This window comes from Nocardia sp. CA-128927 (assembly GCF_050955855.1).
Taxonomy (GTDB): Bacteria; Actinomycetota; Actinomycetes; order Mycobacteriales; family Mycobacteriaceae; genus Nocardia.
Genome location: NZ_CP192087.1, coordinates 416,477 through 432,805, shown reverse-complemented (window position 1 = coordinate 432,805; position 16,329 = coordinate 416,477). Strand labels below are relative to the sequence as shown.

Here is a 16,329-nt window from a genome sequence, read left to right as displayed (position 1 = left end):
AGCGATGCCCGATGCTGCCCTACCGACAGTGACCGCAACCATCGACAACAGCTATGCCCCAACGGGTTCGAACGCCATGGTCCATCTCGTCGATACGGTCGCAATCCCGATCGCGTCCAGCACCGAGGCGTGCGGGCACGGTTTCACCATCTGCTCAGAGTGCACCGCTAGCTGGGCGATCGACTACGTGATCACCGGGCGGCTGCCATGGGATACGACGGTCTCGGTGCGCGATCTGCTTCCGTTCGATCGGTGGCACGAGGGCGATCGCCGGGTCGCGCGCGTGCTTCAGGATTCGCCGCGACCGGGGCGGGTCATGGTGCTGTTCACCGACCACACCTGGGTGGAGGCGGCGGCAGAATTGCGTATCGACCGCACGACGTCGGCAGCTCCTCACGTACCCGAGTTCGAGTTGGTGCCCTCACCGGAGGTGATCGTGGCGGCGATGGCGATCGTGGATGAACGAGGGCTGGACGGGTTGGGCGAATTCACACGGGAGGATTGGCTGGAGGCGCGGCGACGCGCGACCGGCGCGGGCCAGGTTCCATCCTGACCCCGACATGCGAAATGAGCCCCGGCCGTGAGGCCGGGGCTCGATCGCGTGCGAGGGTTGTGTCAGGTGGTGGGTGCGTCGCCGAGTTCATAGCCGAGCAGGCCGAGTGCCATGGTGTAGCAGCCTTCGAGGTAGTCGGCGGTGTCCGGATCACGGTGCAGGACAAAGCTTCCGGGTTGGCGAAGCATCGACCACGTGGCGCACGCACCGGTAGCGGTCGCGGCGACGACGCCGACTTCGGCCTGCTGGTGCGGTAAGCCGGGTTGGACCCATACGGTGACGTATTCGTGGTCGGTGTCGCCGAGGCGCACGGGTGGGTCAAGTTTGTAGCAGCGGGCGGGTCCGATGTACCCGCCGAGGCCGTCGACGTGGAGCACGGCATACGCCATGGGGTTACCTCTCTTCGGGTGGGACGTCCTGAAATAGGCAGGTACGCAAGGTATTTGAGTCAGGGCGTGGGTGGCGTCGGCTCGAAGAGGTATTCGATGAGGGTGAGTAGCCCTGCCGCGCCGGGTGCGCCCGCGCCGCCGCCACCGGCGGGGAAGCCGCCGGGTTGGCCGGTGTGGCCTCCGCCGCCGGATTGACCGGCCTGCCACCACACCGGATGGCTGGTGCCCGCGGGCACGAGTCCGGATGCGCCGCCGGTCGATCCGGATCCCGCACCGCCGCCGCCTCCGGCGAGTAAGGCGACGACGCCGGAGCTCACTGATTCGCCGGGTTGGCTTGGGCCGCCGCCGTTTCCGCCGCGCATGTTCGATCGCCCGCCGGTGCCGCCGTGGTCGGCACCGAGTCCTGGTGGGGCGGTGATGAGGTCACCGAGTGCGGTGAGGCCGCCGTCGAGTCCGATGTCGCCGCCGGGACCGACGATGATGGCGATGGAGTCGGGTAGCTGGCTGGCGCGGATGCGGCGGGGATGTACGGCGGAACCGCCGCCTCCGCCGTTGGTGGTGTTGCCGCCACCACCTCCGGCTCGGTCGATGACTTCGACTGATTCCAGCTCGGGTGGTTTGTGCCAGGTGTCGTTGGTGGAGTAGAGCCGCAGGACGGCACGCATCAGCTGAAACGCTCGACGACGTAGAGGATCCCGACGCCGCCGTTGCCGCCGTTGCCTCGGGGTGGGGTCATACCGGCGCCACCTCCACCGCCGCCACCGGAGGGGGCCGCGCCGTGGCCGCCGCTGGTGGTCGTGCTGGGTGCGCCTCCTCCACCGCCGCCGCCGGTGGTGACCACGCTCGACGGTGTGCGGCCGTCTTGTCCGGGGAGTCCGCCGAGGGAGATTCCGCCTTGTCCGCCCGACATTCCCGGACCGCCGATGCCCGCGCCGCCACCACCGCCCCCTCCGCCTCCGTTGAGGGAGTACGGCGAATAGGAGTTGCCGCCCGCGGCGGCCGGGTATTGGCTGCCCGAGGAGCACCCTTTGCCGCCGTCGCCGCCGCGCACCATGCCGACTCCGCCGGGGCCTCCGGTGCCGCCGATTTCGGCTTCAGCCAATCCACCGACGCCGCCGCCTGCGGTGAGGAAGTCACCGAATTTGGTATCGCCGCCACCGTTTCCGGGTTGGGCGTCGCCAGTGCCGCCACCTCCGCCGCGTCCGATGACGATAGCGATGGGCAGGAAGTTGCCGTCACGGTCGCGCGGGAGAAGGGAGGCGGGGATGCTGTAGTGGACTTCCCCGCCGCCGCCTCCGCCGCCCCCGGTCTTTCGATTCGCTCCGAGGATGTCCCAGCGGCCGGCCGCTCCTCCTGCTCCGCCGCCGAGGATGATGACGTCGACGAAGACGATGCCCTTGGTGGGCGTGTAGGTGGCGTTGCCAGGGAACACGATCGTGCGGCCGTGCAGGGTGAGTTGTTCGTAGGCTTGGCGCAGCTCGGTGATCGACTGGGAATGGTCGTTGATGACGTTGACGACCTGGTTGTGCAGCCGCTGCTGGTAGCGGGAGAACACCGCCAGCGTCGCCTCTTTGAGCACCGCCTTGGCGGAGTCCTCGTTGATGTTCTGGCCAAAAACAGAGCCCAACACGAACGAGCCGTCGGGAGCGGGCTGGCCGGGAGTGGTCATCTCACCTCCGGGCACGAGGTAGGTGGCGGCATGCCACATCTCGGCTCGCCGCGCGGATCGGCGGCAGAGCATGGGAAAGGTCAGAGACGCCAGCGGAATGGGCGCACGACGCCGGAGCGCAGCAGCGCCTCGGTTGATAGACCGGTGGGGCTCAGCCGTCAGCGAAGTCGGTGAGCCATGACGAGCGCGTGAGTCGCAGCAGGGACGTCAGCCACGGTCGAGTGAGGGCTGCCTTATAGTGCGAAGATGTTCTGAAAGGCGGCTGTCAGAGGGGAGGCGGGGTGTCCGAGCTGCAGGTCGAGGTGGATCGACTCCGTGAGACTGCACGTTTCATCTCGGATCGGGCCCAGCGCATCAAGGATGGTGTCGACAAGCTCGACGGCACGGTCGGTCGGGAATTGCTGGTCGATGGATGGCAAGGCACGGCGGCGTCGGCCTATGACGAGTCCTGGGTCGAGTGGAAGCTCGGTGCCGAGCAGATCGTCGCCGCGCTGCAGGATTCGGCGGCGAACCTGCTGACTGCGGCCAATCAATACGAGATGCGCGATGGCGCTTTCCGGGACGCGATCAACCAATCCGGCAGGCAGGTGTAGCCATGGTCGAGGACTACAGGGTCGATCTCGGGCAGCTCGACGACGCGGTCGCGACGATGGCCGCGTTCGGTGCCGAGGTCGAGGGCTTGCTGCGGGAGGTCGATACCAAGGTCGCTGAGTTGCACCTGTCGTGGGCGAGCGAGGCCGCACAAGCTCAGCGAGCCGCGCACGACCGGTGGATGGCCGGTGCGGCGGAGATGCAGGACAACCTCGGCGAGTTGCGTGAGGTGGCCCGGCGAGCGCACACGAGCTACACCACCGCAGTCCACACCAATGTGGGGATGTGGCCCCGGTGACACCGACAGTGCCGCTCATTGTTCACCGAGGCGAGGAATACACCTCCGCCGGTGAGGTTTTCGGCCAGATGTCCACCGATTCGGTGACCACGCACTCCGCGTTGGTCACGGTGCTGGCCGCGTACAAAGGGATGGCTGGCAGCGACAGCGTCGGTACTCAGTGGGCCGCGGGCTATGACGAGGCCGCCCAGCTGGCGATATCGACCTCATCGAAACTGGCGACCGCGTGCGGTCAGACCAGGGACATGATCGCTGTCGGAGCCTACAACCACCAGGTCGCCGAGACCGGCGCTGACCTGCGCGCTCCGTCGCCGCCGCCCACGCCAGGGCTGTCGATCGATCCCTGCCTCCCCGAAACCACACCCTCGGCCGGTGGGAACGGAATCCCTGAGCCGTTCGGATGGTCGTTCATCAAGGATGCTGTCGGGTTCGCCTGGCCGAACGGGTACCAAGACCAATTGAACGCCGCTGAGACCGCGTGGCACACGGCCGCCGCCGACTACCGAACTATCGCAGGTCAGGCCCCGCAGGCCATCGATCTTCTCAACAATCAGCAGGCGCCCGAGATCGAGATCGCTGTCAGCACCTGCCAGACCCGACAAACGGACTTCAACGCGTTGGCTGATGCGTGCCAAACCCTCGGCGACGCCTGTGGTGAATACGCACATCATCTCGATGAAGCGCACCACAAGATCCTCGAGGAACTCAAAGCCTTCGTCATAGAAACCGCGGCGGCCGAGACCGCTTTCGCGATCCTCGCGCCGTTCACTGCGACCGTGTCCGAATGGGTTGGCAACGCCGCCCTGGCCGGGCGTATCACGGTCCGCGCCCGCCGCATCACGACGTTCATCGGCGAGTTCGCGACCAAGGTGACGAAGCTGGTCACCGATGTCGTGAAACCACTGGCCGAACGACTCAAACCGCTGTTCGAGAAGGTCCGCAACTGGGTCAGCGCGGCCAAGATAAAAATGACTCCGTTCGCGCGACGCGAAGCTGTGTCAGTCGACGGAAAGCTATTCTCCCGGATGGGGCCTCGCACCAACCGGGAGGTTCTCGAAAGCGGAGACCATTTGCCGATGACTCAAGAGACCATCGAGGAATACGCCCGCCGTGCCGGTGTCGACCTCCGGGGTGTCCGGGTGGACGTGGCCAATTCCGCCGATGATGTGCGCTACTTCGACTCCATGGAGGCCAGCGCCAGCACAGCACCAGGACATATCGCGCTGGCCCCCAGCGCATTTGCCGATGAACAGACGCTGCTGCGGAACCTGGTACACGAGCGTGTCCACATCGAGCAGTACGAGCAGGGCAGAGTGGGACTGGGGGTAACGAGGGAGCTAGAGGAGGAAGCGTACCGGGCTGATGAGGAGTTCTGGCAACGTTATCTCACGGGGAAGACAGGGGAATGAGTGATGAGTGAGTTCTATGTCGAGGAGATCTTCCCGGTCAGCTTCAGACCGAATCCGTTCGTGGTCGGACGGGCAGTCGGGGACTTCGCGGTCGGCCAAGAGATCGAGTTGCGGAAGAAGGACGGAACGACCTATCGGGGAGTTCTGGAAGCACTCGACTTTCATCGGCCCGGGCCGGAGAAGTTCTCGCTCGTCTTCTCCGCCGAGGTGTCGTCGCGGGTCGAGCCGGGTGATGTGATTTATTCGGTTCCCTCCGGACAGAATGTCCAGTCGCGATGACGACCGATATCCAGGAGTGGGAGCGCCAGCTCCAGCGAGAACTCGCCGAGATCCGCCGCAGCGGCCAACAACTCGCCAAGGCTACCGCCGTCGTGCGGGGGAGCGGCGAAGTACGCGGTGTCATTGTCGAGGTCGACGCGGACGGCGACATCACCAACCTCCAAATCGCGCCCGCTGCCATGCGATGGAGCGGCAACCAGCTCACCACGGCCCTGCTCGACTGCCATCGCAAAGCCCGAGCCGACGCCAGAGCCAAGGTCACACGTCTACTCGCCAAGGCCGACCCGCGGCTCGGCGCGCAGCTTCCACGGCCACACAGCAAGCCCGCCCCCACCGGTCGCTCCCAGCCGACTGAAGACGAGATTCAGCGCGCAGACGACGAATACTTCGAACGTATGAACCACGGCTGGACGAATAACCGCTGACCACAGCCTGATCGAATTCCTGCAGCACGCCAGACCATCTCATTGGTCCCGTGCGGGCCTGGGCGGCTCGGCAGATTTGACGGGCCGGACAGCGCGGCGGATGAGCAGCCCGGCGATCAAGGGTGCGATCAGGGTGTAGAGGGTCAGCAGTGGCTCCACCCAGCTGGTATCGACTTGCCGATTGAGCAGATACGCCGCGACAGCAGTGAGCGTGACCAGCACCGAGCGCACCAGCGCGGGCTCGGGAAGCCTCGGCGAGGGCGCGGTCACGGCTTGATCTCCCGTAGGGCGGCGGCGATCTTGGCGGGCAGCTCATCGATGCTCTGCTGCAGCCGTTCGAGGGTGGCGGGCAGGTCGATCGAGGACTCGTGGACGCGGCCGTCGACGTTGAGCAGGTATCCGGCCATCGTGTCGGTGGGATCGTCGGAGTCGCGGTAGTGCGAGCGCGACGGGTAGAGCTGGGTGAGTTCGCGATGGATCTCGTCGAGCTTGCGTTCCTGGTCGGGGGTCATGTCGGTGGTGTCCTTTCCAAAAAGAGCGGCGAGGGCGGGTTCGCCCCCGCGCACGGCGTTGACGTCGATGAGTTGCCCGGCGACGCGGGCGGTGGAGGAGAACTGGAGGATGTCGATGCGCTGGCCACCCATCGGCTCCCAGCCGGGATGGCTGTCGCCGGGGTAGAGCTCGCTGGCGAAGCCGTCGCCGGTCACGTAGTGGCTGTTCCAGATCCCGACCGGCAGACCGCTCAGCGACGGCGAGCCCATGCGTGAGTCCCAGTACCAGCGCGGCAGATAGATCGGCAGCAACTCGAAGCCGCGGGCGGTGAGTGCGGTGATCCGCGCCCACAAGTCGGCGATGCTGCCGTCGGCGTCGAGGTCCTCGTAATCGATCTGCAGGCGGCAGGCGCCACCGGAGTGGGCCAGCGCTGTGTCGGCTTCCCGTTCGGGATCGGTGCCGACCTTGCAGAACACATAGCCGCCCCATGTGTCGGGGAAATGGGTGGCCATTTCGTCTCGGGCCAGGGGCCAGCACGGATCGCGCCAGGTGCCTTCGGAGATCTTGTGCGTGGCGAAGCTGAACCCTTCGCGCCGGGCCGCGCCGAAATCGAAGTCCCGCTGGTGATTGGAGACATCGATGCCGAACAGTGTTGACATGGTTGGCCTTTCGTTCGGATAGCTGGCTGCGCCGAGCCACAGCAGCGGCTCCATTCGGCCCGGACCTGGTGGCACCCAGACGAATTCGTGCACTTCGACGTGCACGTGCGGAGCGACGCCGCCGTTGGTGTCAGGGTCGGGATCGATGTGGGCGATGCGTTGACCGGCCTCGACGCGCTCGCCGATGGCGACTTCGGGCACGACGTGCCCGTACACGGTGTAGCCGCCGCCATCAGCGGTGTCGTGGTCCAGGCACACCCAGCGCCCGAACCCCCTAGCAGGTCCGGCGCGGTCGACTCGCCCGCCCGCCATCGCGTAGACAGCGCGTCCGCCGCTGCCGCCGGGCCAGCCGAAATCCACACCCCAGTGCCAGCCGCCCTCGCGGGGACCGAAGTAGGAGGTGACGCGGTGGCCGCGTTCCATCGGCCAATATCGGTTCATCCGAACCTCCGTAGGATTCCGTTGCGGACCTTGCTATTTCGCTCGGTATGGATGACGCGGCGATGTTCGATCGGGTCGTCGAGCGCACGCAGGTAGGCGTTGACCTCGGTGACCGAATGCGCGCTCGGGTCGAAGCGGGGCGGGGTGTCGAGGGTGTCGATGACCTGGGCGGTCGGTGTCGCAGGCTCGGGTTCGTTGATCCGGTAGCCGAGATAGCGCAGCCGCTCGACCTGGGCTTCGCGCTCGCGCACGGTCATCGTGGCCGGGTCCTGGATGACGACCGGCTCAGGGTCGGAGACGTCGAGGTCGACCCACTGGCCCGCCCCGTTGAGCGAGTGCTGCTCACCGCGATACGGGCGCTGAAACTTCTTGGTCGCCAACGCCGGATCCATCGGCGGGCATCCGGCCTCGGTGAGATGTTTGGAGATGGCGCGGGCCAAGGGTTCGACGAACACGATCGGAGTGCGACCGATGATCGGAATGCATTGCAGCGCAGGCAGAAACCTCTGTTCTGGATCGTCGGGGTCGATGTCTTCGATGCGCCAGAGCGTGTTCACAGAACCCCCAGATCTCGTGCGAGGCCGGCGAGTTCATCGAGCATTTCCAGTCCCTTCAGCAGTGGGTCGTCGGGCTCCCGCGCGCCGACGGTGATATCCCAGGTCGGAGTGGTGCTGCGGTCCCAGGCCAGGACGATTTCGGTGATCCGGTCGACATAAACCCGCCCCGGCATCCCCCAGTCGCGCACCGTGGTGCCGATGCGGGTGCCCAGCCAGGCGTTTCCGTGCCCGTTCTGGCCGACGCGCAGGTTGTCGTAGCCGTCGACGACCTTGACCGAATGCGTGACCTGCTCACGGGTCCGCCACCTGCCGGTGCGCAAGGCGATCAGCGCGTTCAGGGTGTAGGCGCGATCGGCTCCGGCACAGAAGGTTTCGTGATAATGCGACCAGCCGAGGCTGCGTTCACGCGCCGGGTCACCACGCTTCTGGAACGCCCCGAAAACATCACTGAACAGCGGCTTCAGGATTTCTGAGGCCGTGCCCCCAAGTGGGGGCAGCAGCAACGAAAGCGACACGAGATCACCCAGGAGGTTGACCGCCGCGCCGAGCATTTCGTTGATTCCAGGGGCGCTGTGGCCTCCGGTGATGAAGCCGACGTCGGTGGCGGGTCGCCAGTGAAAGTTGTTGGATACCAAGCCTGTTCGGTCGCCGTCGCGCAGGACGATCCCTGGCGCTCGCGGGACTGTGCCTTTCCAGCCGGGGCGGGAGTATTCCTCGGGGAAGGTGGGATCCTTGATCTCCTCGATGGTTTCGACCATGCCGTCGGAGCCGATGCGAGTGACCGCGCGCACCAGTCCGTCGAAAAGGTTTCCCGCGAAGGAGGTTTCGGTGTCCCAGCCCGAGGAATCGACTAGGTCCCAGACTAGCGTTCCGTGGCGTAGGCGTGCTCCGGGCCACGGCGGCGGGTCGCCGGTGAGCCAGCGGCGCGGTTCCCAGGTCAGTTGCGCGTCGGCGACGATGCGCTGACTGACTTCATACATGGACTTGAAGCGGCTGTGCACCACCGCGAACTGGGAATGGTCATCGAGGATCGAGAGCGGTTTGACCACCTGCGACCAGGTCGAGGTATCCAAATTCAGCCACGAACGCGGATCCAGCGGATCCCCCACCGGCAGCGTCCACAGACGTCCCTCAAGGCGGAGCAAATTCAAGAACAGGGTCAGCAGCAAACTCCACCGGGCGGGCCCGAAGCAGTTGTGCACGACAACCCCGTTGGCGACGAAGCGGTGCACATCAGCGACCGCTATGTCGAAAACCTCGGTCTCACCGATGAATTCGAACGCGGTGACCTGTTCGGGGACCTGGTGGTCGGCCATGACCCAGCCGCCGACACCGATGTCCTGCGCGGGTATGAACCCGTCGGGAGTGAGGACCTTGTGGTCGCCGGTGAGCTCGATGGACTTGCCGGTTGCGGTGGTGAGCCGATAGACCGGCTTGATGCCGTTGCTCCACGACCCGGTCGGCGAGTGGTGGATGCGCCCGTCGACCACAATCTGGCACGGGCGCCCGGCCAACTCCCGGATCGGGCGGAGGACGATCTGCTCGCCCTCGCAGACCTGCACGAGGGTCTGTCCCGATACACACGCCCACGTCTTCGGGAACTGAAATTCCGGCGGGGTGAACGGATTACAGTAGGCGGTGATATGGCGTAAGTGCTCTGTGTCGTGCTTGAACGTCGCCCGGACGATGCGCTGACCGTGCTCGTCGCGGTCCTGCTCGAGGTCGTCGAGCATCCCGGACCATCTCGCCCCGTCGCGGTCGACGGTGATGAAAATGTTCTTGGTCGTTCGGGCGTCGTGGTTGGTCATCCACCGCGCGAGGTAGTAGGTCGCGGGCAGCTCGACAGTGCCTATGCCGGTGTCGTTTTCGATCGCGGAGAACTTCGCCGAGATCTCGTTGTGGATCTCCCCGCGCAGCACCCAGTTGCCGTCCCAGATCCGCATCAACGGAGGCAGGATCCGGCGATCGGTGTCGCGCTTGAGGCGCGCGACGATGTCGTCGAAAACCCGCTCGAAATCGATGGTTTCGACGCTTGTGCTCAATCCAGCCCACCCCAGGGGCGCGGCCACGGCCGCGGGCAGCGCACTTGGATTCCGGCACCGATCGGCGCACCGGTCACCGACACCGGAATCCGTGTCTCGGGAGTACGTCCCGGCAGCGGGTACACGAACCGCTTGCCGCCCATGCGCGCGTAGAACTCGGTGTCGAGACTGGAGTTGGCTTGGCCGTTGCGCGCCATCCGGTCGGTGTCGATGACGATGTGCTCACCGGCCAGCAACGGCGGCATCACGATCTTGCGGTCGGCGTCGATCTCGGCGCGATCGAATTCGTCACTGCCCCAAGAGAAGTCCGGGATCGTCCACACGATTCCGGCGGTACCTTGGAACACCCAGCGTGGCCAGATCTCGTAGTCGATCGGTAGCGGGTTGGCGACGGTGACGAACCCGGTCTCGACACCGCCGCCGGTGGTGTCGGTGGCGGTAATGAAGGTGGAGGTGGCGTCGTCTTCGAGCCAGCGCGGGTACGCGCCGATCAGTGGCACGACGACCAGGCCGTAGTCGTGGATGTTCGGGTCGCCGACGATCTTGACGCGCGGTTTGGCGCCCAGGCGCACCGGCAGTCGACGTTGGGTGTCGCCGATCTGGACCCGGACCATTGAGTCGCGGCGGAACGAAAAGCCTTGCCGGAAGGCCGAATCGGCGTGCCGCCACGGCAGCTGCGGAGTGCCCAGAACATGGAAGGCGAGGGAGAAGTCGAACTTCTCCTCGCGCAGCCCGCCGAAGTCCGCGCCGATCTGATAGGCCGTGGCGTTCCAGATTGTGGTGGTCGCGGTCTCATACATCGCGTCGAAGTCGGTGCCCGAGTCCTCATCGGCGAGCACGACTCCGCGATCGCCCATACCCGGACCGGCGACGGTGAACTTCTCCGCGCCCGGACCCTCGATCACGATGCGGGTGTCGGGCGGTGGGGTGATCATCGGCCCTGCCAGGTCTTGGCCCGCTGACGCTGATCCAGAGTCATCAGCGCCCATTCACGCCGGAACTCCGAAGCGCTCATCCCGGTGGTGAGGTTCTCGATACGGACACTGGCATCCAGCGCGGGCTCGGCGGCGAACCCGCCCATGAACGCCTGCATCTGCCCCGGACTCGACAGCACCGGCTCCGGACGGCGAGACAGGTTGATCGCGGTCTCACCGGGCATCAACCAGCCACCACGGTCGAAGACCCTGGGCCGCAGCTTGTCCCACCACTCCGGTGGCGGTTGCCCCGCGACCGGGGTGTAGCCGAGCTGTGCGGCGATCGACTCCGCAGAGAACGACGGCAACGGCCCGATCGCCGCGCTCGCTTTCTGCGCGGCGCTCTGCCCGGCAGCGATCAGCGGCGCGTAGTCGATGGTCCACCAGCGGGTTTCACCGAGCCCGAACGGGAGCTGTTCGAGCAGCGCGTCGAACGCGATCCCAGCGGCATCAGTGACGAAGTCCCGGACCCGGCCATGGATCTTGCTGCCGGATTTACCTAGCTCGTCGAGCTTGGTCTGCGCCCGTGAGAGCTCGGCGTCGGCCTTGAGCCGATCGTTGGCACTGGCCTCGGGATCGGCGTAGACCTCGTTGCGGTGCGTATTGGCCGAATCGACCGACGCCTGGGCGTCGATGCGGGCCACCTCGTCGTCGCTGAATTTCCGTTCCAGCGCGGGTGCTTGGGGCGCGGGTCCATTCGCGGTCCCCGAGGCCGCGTCGTCCTTGCGCTGTTGCAGGCCGACGACCTTCTGCTCGGCCTTCTCCACGGCGAGGTCGGCTTGGCGGCGGTCGGCGTCGGACTTGTCGGTGTCGGCGTAGACCTTGTCGCGGCGCTGCTTGGCCTGCTCGACCGAGACCTGCGCCGATTCCAGGGTGGTCTGATCAGCGTCAGTCCACTCCGTCTTCTTGCCGTTCTTGCCCGCGGTGCCGGTGTCGCTGGCTCCTTCAGCCCAGCCCGCGATCAGCTCGTTGGGTAAGTGAAAGGCATTGGTGAACTGGGCGTCGGTCGCGCCGACCGCTGGTGATCCCCGACGTGAGGTGCCATGGGAGCCACCGGATTCGACGGGCTGGCCGTTGATCGACGCGGCCATGTGCTCGGCGTTCGCACCGACTTGGAACAAAGTGCCGGCCGGACCGAGCCCGACTTGCAAGCCCGCAAGCCGACCGGCCAGCAGGTCCAGGGTGGTGTAGAGGCGCACAGCCGGGTTCGCCATGCCCATCGCCACCCGCTGCAGGAAGGAGATGAACCCGCTGCAGTCGAAACGGTCCGGGCCGACGCCACCCCACTCGTAGGGGTTGCCGGTAACCGCCCTCGCGGCAGCGAGGGCGTCTCGAATGCCGCGCGGGACTGCGCCTCCGGCGGCGAAACGTAGTGCGCCCGAGCGCATCGCGGCGCGTAGCCGATACATCGCGCCCTGGCCGCCGACGGAGGCGACTTCGCGGGCGGTGACGACGTGCTCGCCTGCGGACAGCCGTGCCACGACGCTGTCGGAGGTCGGGCCGCCGGGACCGGCGATGGCTCCGCCGTCGGCGTGACCCGGCAAAATGCTCAGGACGCTGGACCCGATCCGGCCCGCGACGTCGGTGACCGTGCCGATGACGCCTTTGACCCGGTCCCAGTATTCGAGGATCTTCTCGATCGCGGAGACCACCACATCGCGTAGCGAGGTGAACCAGCCCTTGCCGGTCTCGATCGCGGCACCGATGATCGCCCACCCGGCGCGCAGGCCGTCGGCGAACCAGGACACCTTGTCTCCGGCCTCACCGATCCCGGCTCGCCAGGCCGCGAGGTAGACCTGCACCCCAGCCCACCAGCCGCTGATCAGATCCGATACGAATTCGAAGACCGGTTGGACCACGCTGGTCCACCACCAGGACACGATGTCTCCGGCTTCGCCGAGCGCGCTCTTCCAGGCCGCGAAGTAGCCCTGCACACCGGACCACCAGCCCGAGATCAGCGAGCCGATGAACCCGAAGACCGGAGAGACGACCGATCCCAGCCAGAGCACTTTGTCTCCGACCCAGCCCAGCGCGTCGAGGAAGCCGTCCCAGATCGGTCGGATATAGGACCAGGCAGCCGCGAGCGCGGATTGAATTGCGCCCCAGACGGTTTCCCAGATCGCGCGTCCGGTGTCGGTTTGGGTGAAGAACCAGACGAGTCCGGCGACCAGTGCCGCGATCGCGGCGATCACGATGCCGATGGGGTTGGCGGTGAGCGCGGCGTTCCACAACCACGTCGCGGCGGTAGCGACGCGAGACGCTGCCGCTGAGGCGAGCGCCGCGACTTTGGCTCGCAGGGTGGTGGCGGTCTGGGTGTTCTGGGCACCGGTATTCACGCTCGTGGCAACGGTATTCGCCGACAGCGCGGCAGTGTGCTGAACCAGCGCGCCGGTCAGCTGGCGCTGGACGACGAGCTGGGCGAACATCGCTGGCGTCTGGACGACCTTCGCGATTTGGTAGGCGGTCTGGGCGGTCTGGGAGACCGCGTAGGCGGCGGCGAGACCGAGCAGCAGCGGAGTAACCAACCCGGTGTGCTCGGCCAGAATGCCGAGGACATCGCTCATCGAGCCGAGGGCAGCGGTGAGCACGGTGATCGTGTCCACGCCGAGGTTGCCCAATGCGCCGCCGAGCCCGGCAAGTCCGGAGGTCAGACTGGACAGGAACCCGTTGTCCTCGCCTCCGGCACCGGCATCACCGATCTTGTTCAGTGAGTCGGTGACCGTGGCGAATCCGGCGGTGAGCTTCGAAAAGTCGAACTCGCCAATAGAACTGGTGACCCGCTCGATCGTGGCGGGCAGGTTGGCCATCCAGCCGGTGAACGTCTCGACTGCTTGGGAGTCGGCCAACCGCTGGGAGAAGGCTTGGATCTTCGGGGTGAGGGTGTCGAGACCACCGGCGAGCCCGGTCAGTGTCGTGGTGGCGACCGGCAGCCAGGGTGCCAGGATTCCTGCGCCGAAGCGGGCCATCGCGGCTTTGAAGCCGCCGCTGGCACCGGAGAGGGTTTGCCGGAGTCCGGCCATGGTGCCCGCATAGGCTTTGGTCGCCCCGGCGGCTCCGTCGGAGCCTTCCATGATCCCCTTGGTCAGGATATCGAGGGCCTTATCGGCAGGCACCGCTCCCTTGGAGATCATCTTCTGCATCTCGTCGGTGGTGACACCGAACCCGTTGGCGAGAATGGCCAGCGCGGGGACACCGGCTTCGGCGACCGACCAAACCTGATCCAGCGACACCTTGCCTGTGGCGGCCATCTTCCCGAACGCCGCCGACACCTGCTCGACGCCCTCGGCGCCCTTGCCCGACGCGGCGGCGGCCTCACCGATCGCGGTCAGGTATCCCGGTACTTTTGCCGCGGGCACGTTCATCGCGACCAGGTTCTTGCCCACAGTGGCGAACTGATCCAGGTTGAACGGGGTGCCGTTGACGGTCTTTTTGATGTCGTCCATCAGGCGGCTGGCCTCGGTGGCCGAGCCCATGATGGTGGTCAGCGAGGTGGTGGCGTTCTGGATCGTGGTCAGCCGGTCCAATCCGGACTTGAGTGCGGTACCACCGAACAGGGCCGCGCCGATCCCTCCGGCGGTGACGGCGGTCTTGAACACGGCACCGAAGCCCGAGGCGAACCGGGAACCCAGCGAGCGTCCGGCCTTGTCGGCGCTGCCTTGGGCCGCGACGAATGCGCCCTCGACACCGGGGGCGACCTTGGAGGTCTCCGGGACCAGCGACACGTAGCCGGTGGCCAGGTTCACTCCGCCGCTGGTCATAACCTGATCACCTCCCCTGGTTCTGGGTTCGTAAGGCGCGCAACCGGTCTCGCACCTCGTTCATCGGGACCGCGTGCCCGCTGACACGGCGCGAGCCCGGATCGTCGACGCCGGGACGGGGGTAGGGGCGCGGGCGGTTGCGGTTCTTCGCGCCGTCTTTGGTCTTGGCCCACAGCAGCAAGCTCGCGAGGTCGATCAGCTCGGCGAGCAGGAACTCGCCTTGGCCCCATCGGGTGACGTCGGGGTGCATGACGGCCATGAGCGCGGACTCGCGTGGGGATTGGCGGACCAGGACGAGCAGGTCGTGCCAGTTGAAGGACTCCGAGCCGACGTCGCGCAACCGGACACCGGCGCGGATGAGGTCGGCTTCCACGGCGTCGCGGTGCGCATCGACCAGGCTCAGGAGTCCGAAGATTCCCCCAGCTCGATACCGGAGTCCTTCTGCCAGGCATTCATCAGCTCATGCACCTCGGCCTGGGTCATCGTGTCGATCACCGCGAGATCCTTTGCGGCAGCGACACCTTCGATAAGCGCGAAGAACTGCTCGGTGTCGTTCTCTTTACGCAGTTTGCGGATCAACCCGAAGGGGATGTTCTCCATCCTCGGCAGTGAGATCGTCTTGGCGCCGCTGGTCTTGAAGGTGAACTTCTCCATCATGGACCGGACCCTTTCTGTTCGAATCCAACTGGGGGAGCGGGCCTTCGGCAAAGCCCGCCCGACGAGGGCAGGCCCGGTCCAGGGTGAGGAAAACCTCGTCGGGCGGGTATCGGAGCAGCAGGTGCTCATGGGTCGTCCAGGGCTGCTCCCCCTGGAGGTGTGTCGCAGCAGCAAACGGGGCAAAGACTTGCCGAAAATGGTCGTCAGCGGCAACGGCCGACATCGCCGCAGTCCGAAGGGGAATGATGATCACGCACCTGCTGACGTATTTCAGTTCTCTGGTTTTCACGACGACGGGCGCGGCGACCCTGCTCGTCGGGTGGGCCGCCTACACCGCGACCGGTCTACCGGAGTTCCACGCGGGGGCACTGGCGGCAATGAAGAGCCATATCCTCGATATTCGCGATGGGCAGCCGGACACCCGTGCACAACGTTGGCGCAACACGGCACGCCAGCTGGTTCCGCGCTTGAATCCGCTCACACGCACTACGACTGACGATTCGGTGGTGTGGGCGTATCGAATCAGTCAAGTGACCGCTGATAGTCAAGGCAATCAAGTCGAACGCGATTTGTTGTTCCAGCTTCTCGCGCAACCGCACGACGCTACCGCCGATGAGGCGTTCGCCATGATTCGGGCGCGGTCCGCCGCTGCTGCCAGCGCGATGCTCACCGATTTCACGGCCGTGTTCAGCTCCGATGACACTCTCGCCGACGCGCAGCGGCAATGGCATCAGCTAGAGACGGTTGTCCGGAATGTGTTGCTGCAAGAAACTTTCCGCAGCCCGGAGTGGAGAACGCTGTGCGCTCCGGTGATGTCGAAGTTTCTCGACTACACCGGCAGAGGCGCGTCAGCGGGGTTGATCGCTGGCGTGATGTACACGGGTAGTCGACAGATCACCGATATGGTGGCCATCGTTGGCTTCACGTCCCTACTCGGAGTCACGGTCAGTCACCTCGCTTTTCTCGGCGTGACCGCTGAACTGTTCAAGCCACGCTGTTCCGACGTCGCTCCTGGGTTTCGGTGGATCTTCGCGCACCCGGTTCTCGCGCCTATTGTCACGACGCTGGCCATCGGCACCTCTGTGTATTTCGGCGCTTATGTGTTCCCTGCCGTGGTCAGCAGTTTGCTGCATTGA

General features: G+C 66.0%; 18 protein-coding genes. 7 read left to right on the top strand and 11 right to left on the bottom strand.

Annotation, left to right across the window (positions count from 1 at the left end; translation table 11 throughout):
• The first annotated feature begins 4 nt into the window (after window positions 1–4).
• Window positions 5–553, top strand: a complete 549-nt coding sequence (locus ACQPW1_RS02155) for a hypothetical protein (protein WP_433661100.1) — start codon at window positions 5–7, stop codon at window positions 551–553.
• Between the two features lie 62 nt (window positions 554–615).
• On the opposite strand, the gene ACQPW1_RS02150 is transcribed toward ACQPW1_RS02155, so the two are convergent.
• From ACQPW1_RS02150 to ACQPW1_RS02140, 3 genes are read right to left on the bottom strand one after another with little or no spacing between them, the layout of a single operon-like run.
• Entirely contained in the window at window positions 616–942 is a 327-nt protein-coding gene (locus ACQPW1_RS02150) for a hypothetical protein (RefSeq protein WP_433661099.1), read from the bottom strand.
• 59 nt (window positions 943–1,001) lie between these two features.
• Entirely contained in the window at window positions 1,002–1,607 is a 606-nt protein-coding gene (locus tag ACQPW1_RS02145; RefSeq protein WP_433661098.1) for a hypothetical protein, read from the bottom strand.
• Complete coding sequence (locus ACQPW1_RS02140; RefSeq protein WP_433661097.1) at window positions 1,607–2,611, bottom strand: hypothetical protein; 1,005 nt, start codon at window positions 2,609–2,611, stop codon at window positions 1,607–1,609. The genes ACQPW1_RS02145 and ACQPW1_RS02140 overlap by 1 nt, the downstream gene beginning before the upstream one ends.
• 281 nt (window positions 2,612–2,892) lie before the next feature.
• Between ACQPW1_RS02140 and ACQPW1_RS02135 the strand changes: the two genes are divergently transcribed.
• The 5 genes from ACQPW1_RS02135 to ACQPW1_RS02115 all read left to right on the top strand — a co-directional run bounded on the left by ACQPW1_RS02135 (window position 2,893) and on the right by ACQPW1_RS02115 (window position 5,613).
• A complete protein-coding gene (locus ACQPW1_RS02135; protein ID WP_433661096.1) occupies window positions 2,893–3,204 on the top strand; it encodes a WXG100 family type VII secretion target in 312 nt (103 codons plus the stop codon).
• A 2-nt stretch (window positions 3,205–3,206) separates the two neighbouring features.
• Complete coding sequence (locus ACQPW1_RS02130; protein WP_433661095.1) at window positions 3,207–3,500, top strand: WXG100 family type VII secretion target; 294 nt, start codon at window positions 3,207–3,209, stop codon at window positions 3,498–3,500.
• Window positions 3,501–3,610: 110 nt separating this feature from the next.
• Complete coding sequence (locus ACQPW1_RS02125) at window positions 3,611–4,909, top strand: eCIS core domain-containing protein (protein WP_433665590.1); 1,299 nt, start codon at window positions 3,611–3,613, stop codon at window positions 4,907–4,909.
• Window positions 4,910–4,912: 3 nt separating this feature from the next.
• Window positions 4,913–5,188, top strand: a complete 276-nt coding sequence (locus tag ACQPW1_RS02120; protein ID WP_433661094.1) for a hypothetical protein — start codon at window positions 4,913–4,915, stop codon at window positions 5,186–5,188.
• On the top strand, window positions 5,185–5,613 hold the full coding sequence (locus ACQPW1_RS02115; RefSeq protein ID WP_433661093.1) for a hypothetical protein: 429 nt from the start codon (window positions 5,185–5,187) through the stop codon (window positions 5,611–5,613). Before ACQPW1_RS02120 ends, ACQPW1_RS02115 begins: the two co-directional genes overlap by 4 nt.
• Before the next feature lie 39 nt (window positions 5,614–5,652).
• On the opposite strand, the gene ACQPW1_RS02110 is transcribed toward ACQPW1_RS02115, so the two are convergent.
• The 8 genes from ACQPW1_RS02110 to ACQPW1_RS02075 are packed head-to-tail and all read right to left on the bottom strand — an operon-like array spanning window position 5,653 to window position 15,193.
• Window positions 5,653–5,883 carry a hypothetical protein gene (locus ACQPW1_RS02110; protein WP_433661092.1) on the bottom strand — a complete coding sequence of 77 codons (231 nt, stop codon included), beginning with the start codon at window positions 5,881–5,883 and terminating at the stop codon, window positions 5,653–5,655.
• Window positions 5,880–7,205, bottom strand: a complete 1,326-nt coding sequence (locus tag ACQPW1_RS02105) for a peptidoglycan DD-metalloendopeptidase family protein (RefSeq protein WP_433661091.1) — start codon at window positions 7,203–7,205, stop codon at window positions 5,880–5,882. The genes ACQPW1_RS02110 and ACQPW1_RS02105 overlap by 4 nt, the downstream gene beginning before the upstream one ends.
• Window positions 7,202–7,762: a phage gene 29 protein family protein gene (locus ACQPW1_RS02100; protein WP_433661090.1), complete on the bottom strand. Its 561-nt coding sequence runs from the start codon at window positions 7,760–7,762 to the stop codon at window positions 7,202–7,204. Before ACQPW1_RS02100 ends, ACQPW1_RS02105 begins: the two co-directional genes overlap by 4 nt.
• Complete coding sequence (locus tag ACQPW1_RS02095; protein WP_433661089.1) at window positions 7,759–9,804, bottom strand: hypothetical protein; 2,046 nt, start codon at window positions 9,802–9,804, stop codon at window positions 7,759–7,761. Before ACQPW1_RS02095 ends, ACQPW1_RS02100 begins: the two co-directional genes overlap by 4 nt.
• Window positions 9,801–10,739 carry a phage tail protein gene (locus ACQPW1_RS02090; protein WP_433661088.1) on the bottom strand — a complete coding sequence of 313 codons (939 nt, stop codon included), beginning with the start codon at window positions 10,737–10,739 and terminating at the stop codon, window positions 9,801–9,803. Before ACQPW1_RS02090 ends, ACQPW1_RS02095 begins: the two co-directional genes overlap by 4 nt.
• Entirely contained in the window at window positions 10,736–14,536 is a 3,801-nt protein-coding gene (locus tag ACQPW1_RS02085) for a tape measure protein (RefSeq protein ID WP_433661087.1), read from the bottom strand. Before ACQPW1_RS02085 ends, ACQPW1_RS02090 begins: the two co-directional genes overlap by 4 nt.
• A 7-nt stretch (window positions 14,537–14,543) precedes the next feature.
• Complete coding sequence (locus ACQPW1_RS02080) at window positions 14,544–14,909, bottom strand: DUF5361 domain-containing protein (RefSeq protein ID WP_433661086.1); 366 nt, start codon at window positions 14,907–14,909, stop codon at window positions 14,544–14,546.
• A gap of 26 nt (window positions 14,910–14,935) precedes the next feature.
• Complete coding sequence (locus ACQPW1_RS02075) at window positions 14,936–15,193, bottom strand: hypothetical protein (RefSeq protein ID WP_433661085.1); 258 nt, start codon at window positions 15,191–15,193, stop codon at window positions 14,936–14,938.
• A 245-nt stretch (window positions 15,194–15,438) separates the two neighbouring features.
• Here ACQPW1_RS02075 and ACQPW1_RS02070 point away from each other — a divergent pair, with 245 nt between their 5' ends.
• The gene (locus ACQPW1_RS02070; protein WP_433661084.1) at window positions 15,439–16,329 is read left to right on the top strand and encodes a hypothetical protein; all 891 of its coding nucleotides are present in this window, start codon (window positions 15,439–15,441) and stop codon (window positions 16,327–16,329) included.

Coding starts and splice junctions, on each gene's coding strand:
- ACQPW1_RS02155 (WP_433661100.1), top strand. CDS start 5: ATGCCCGATGCTGCCCTACCGACAGTGACCGCAACCATCGACAACAGC.
- ACQPW1_RS02150 (WP_433661099.1), bottom strand. CDS start 942: ATGGCGTATGCCGTGCTCCACGTCGACGGCCTCGGCGGGTACATCGGA.
- ACQPW1_RS02145 (WP_433661098.1), bottom strand. CDS start 1,607: ATGCGTGCCGTCCTGCGGCTCTACTCCACCAACGACACCTGGCACAAA.
- ACQPW1_RS02140 (WP_433661097.1), bottom strand. CDS start 2,611: ATGACCACTCCCGGCCAGCCCGCTCCCGACGGCTCGTTCGTGTTGGGC.
- ACQPW1_RS02130 (WP_433661095.1), top strand. CDS start 3,207: ATGGTCGAGGACTACAGGGTCGATCTCGGGCAGCTCGACGACGCGGTC.
- ACQPW1_RS02120 (WP_433661094.1), top strand. CDS start 4,913: ATGAGTGAGTTCTATGTCGAGGAGATCTTCCCGGTCAGCTTCAGACCG.
- ACQPW1_RS02115 (WP_433661093.1), top strand. CDS start 5,185: ATGACGACCGATATCCAGGAGTGGGAGCGCCAGCTCCAGCGAGAACTC.
- ACQPW1_RS02105 (WP_433661091.1), bottom strand. CDS start 7,205: ATGAACCGATATTGGCCGATGGAACGCGGCCACCGCGTCACCTCCTAC.
- ACQPW1_RS02090 (WP_433661088.1), bottom strand. CDS start 10,739: ATGATCACCCCACCGCCCGACACCCGCATCGTGATCGAGGGTCCGGGC.
- ACQPW1_RS02085 (WP_433661087.1), bottom strand. CDS start 14,536: ATGACCAGCGGCGGAGTGAACCTGGCCACCGGCTACGTGTCGCTGGTC.
- ACQPW1_RS02075 (WP_433661085.1), bottom strand. CDS start 15,193: ATGATGGAGAAGTTCACCTTCAAGACCAGCGGCGCCAAGACGATCTCA.
- ACQPW1_RS02070 (WP_433661084.1), top strand. CDS start 15,439: ATGATCACGCACCTGCTGACGTATTTCAGTTCTCTGGTTTTCACGACG.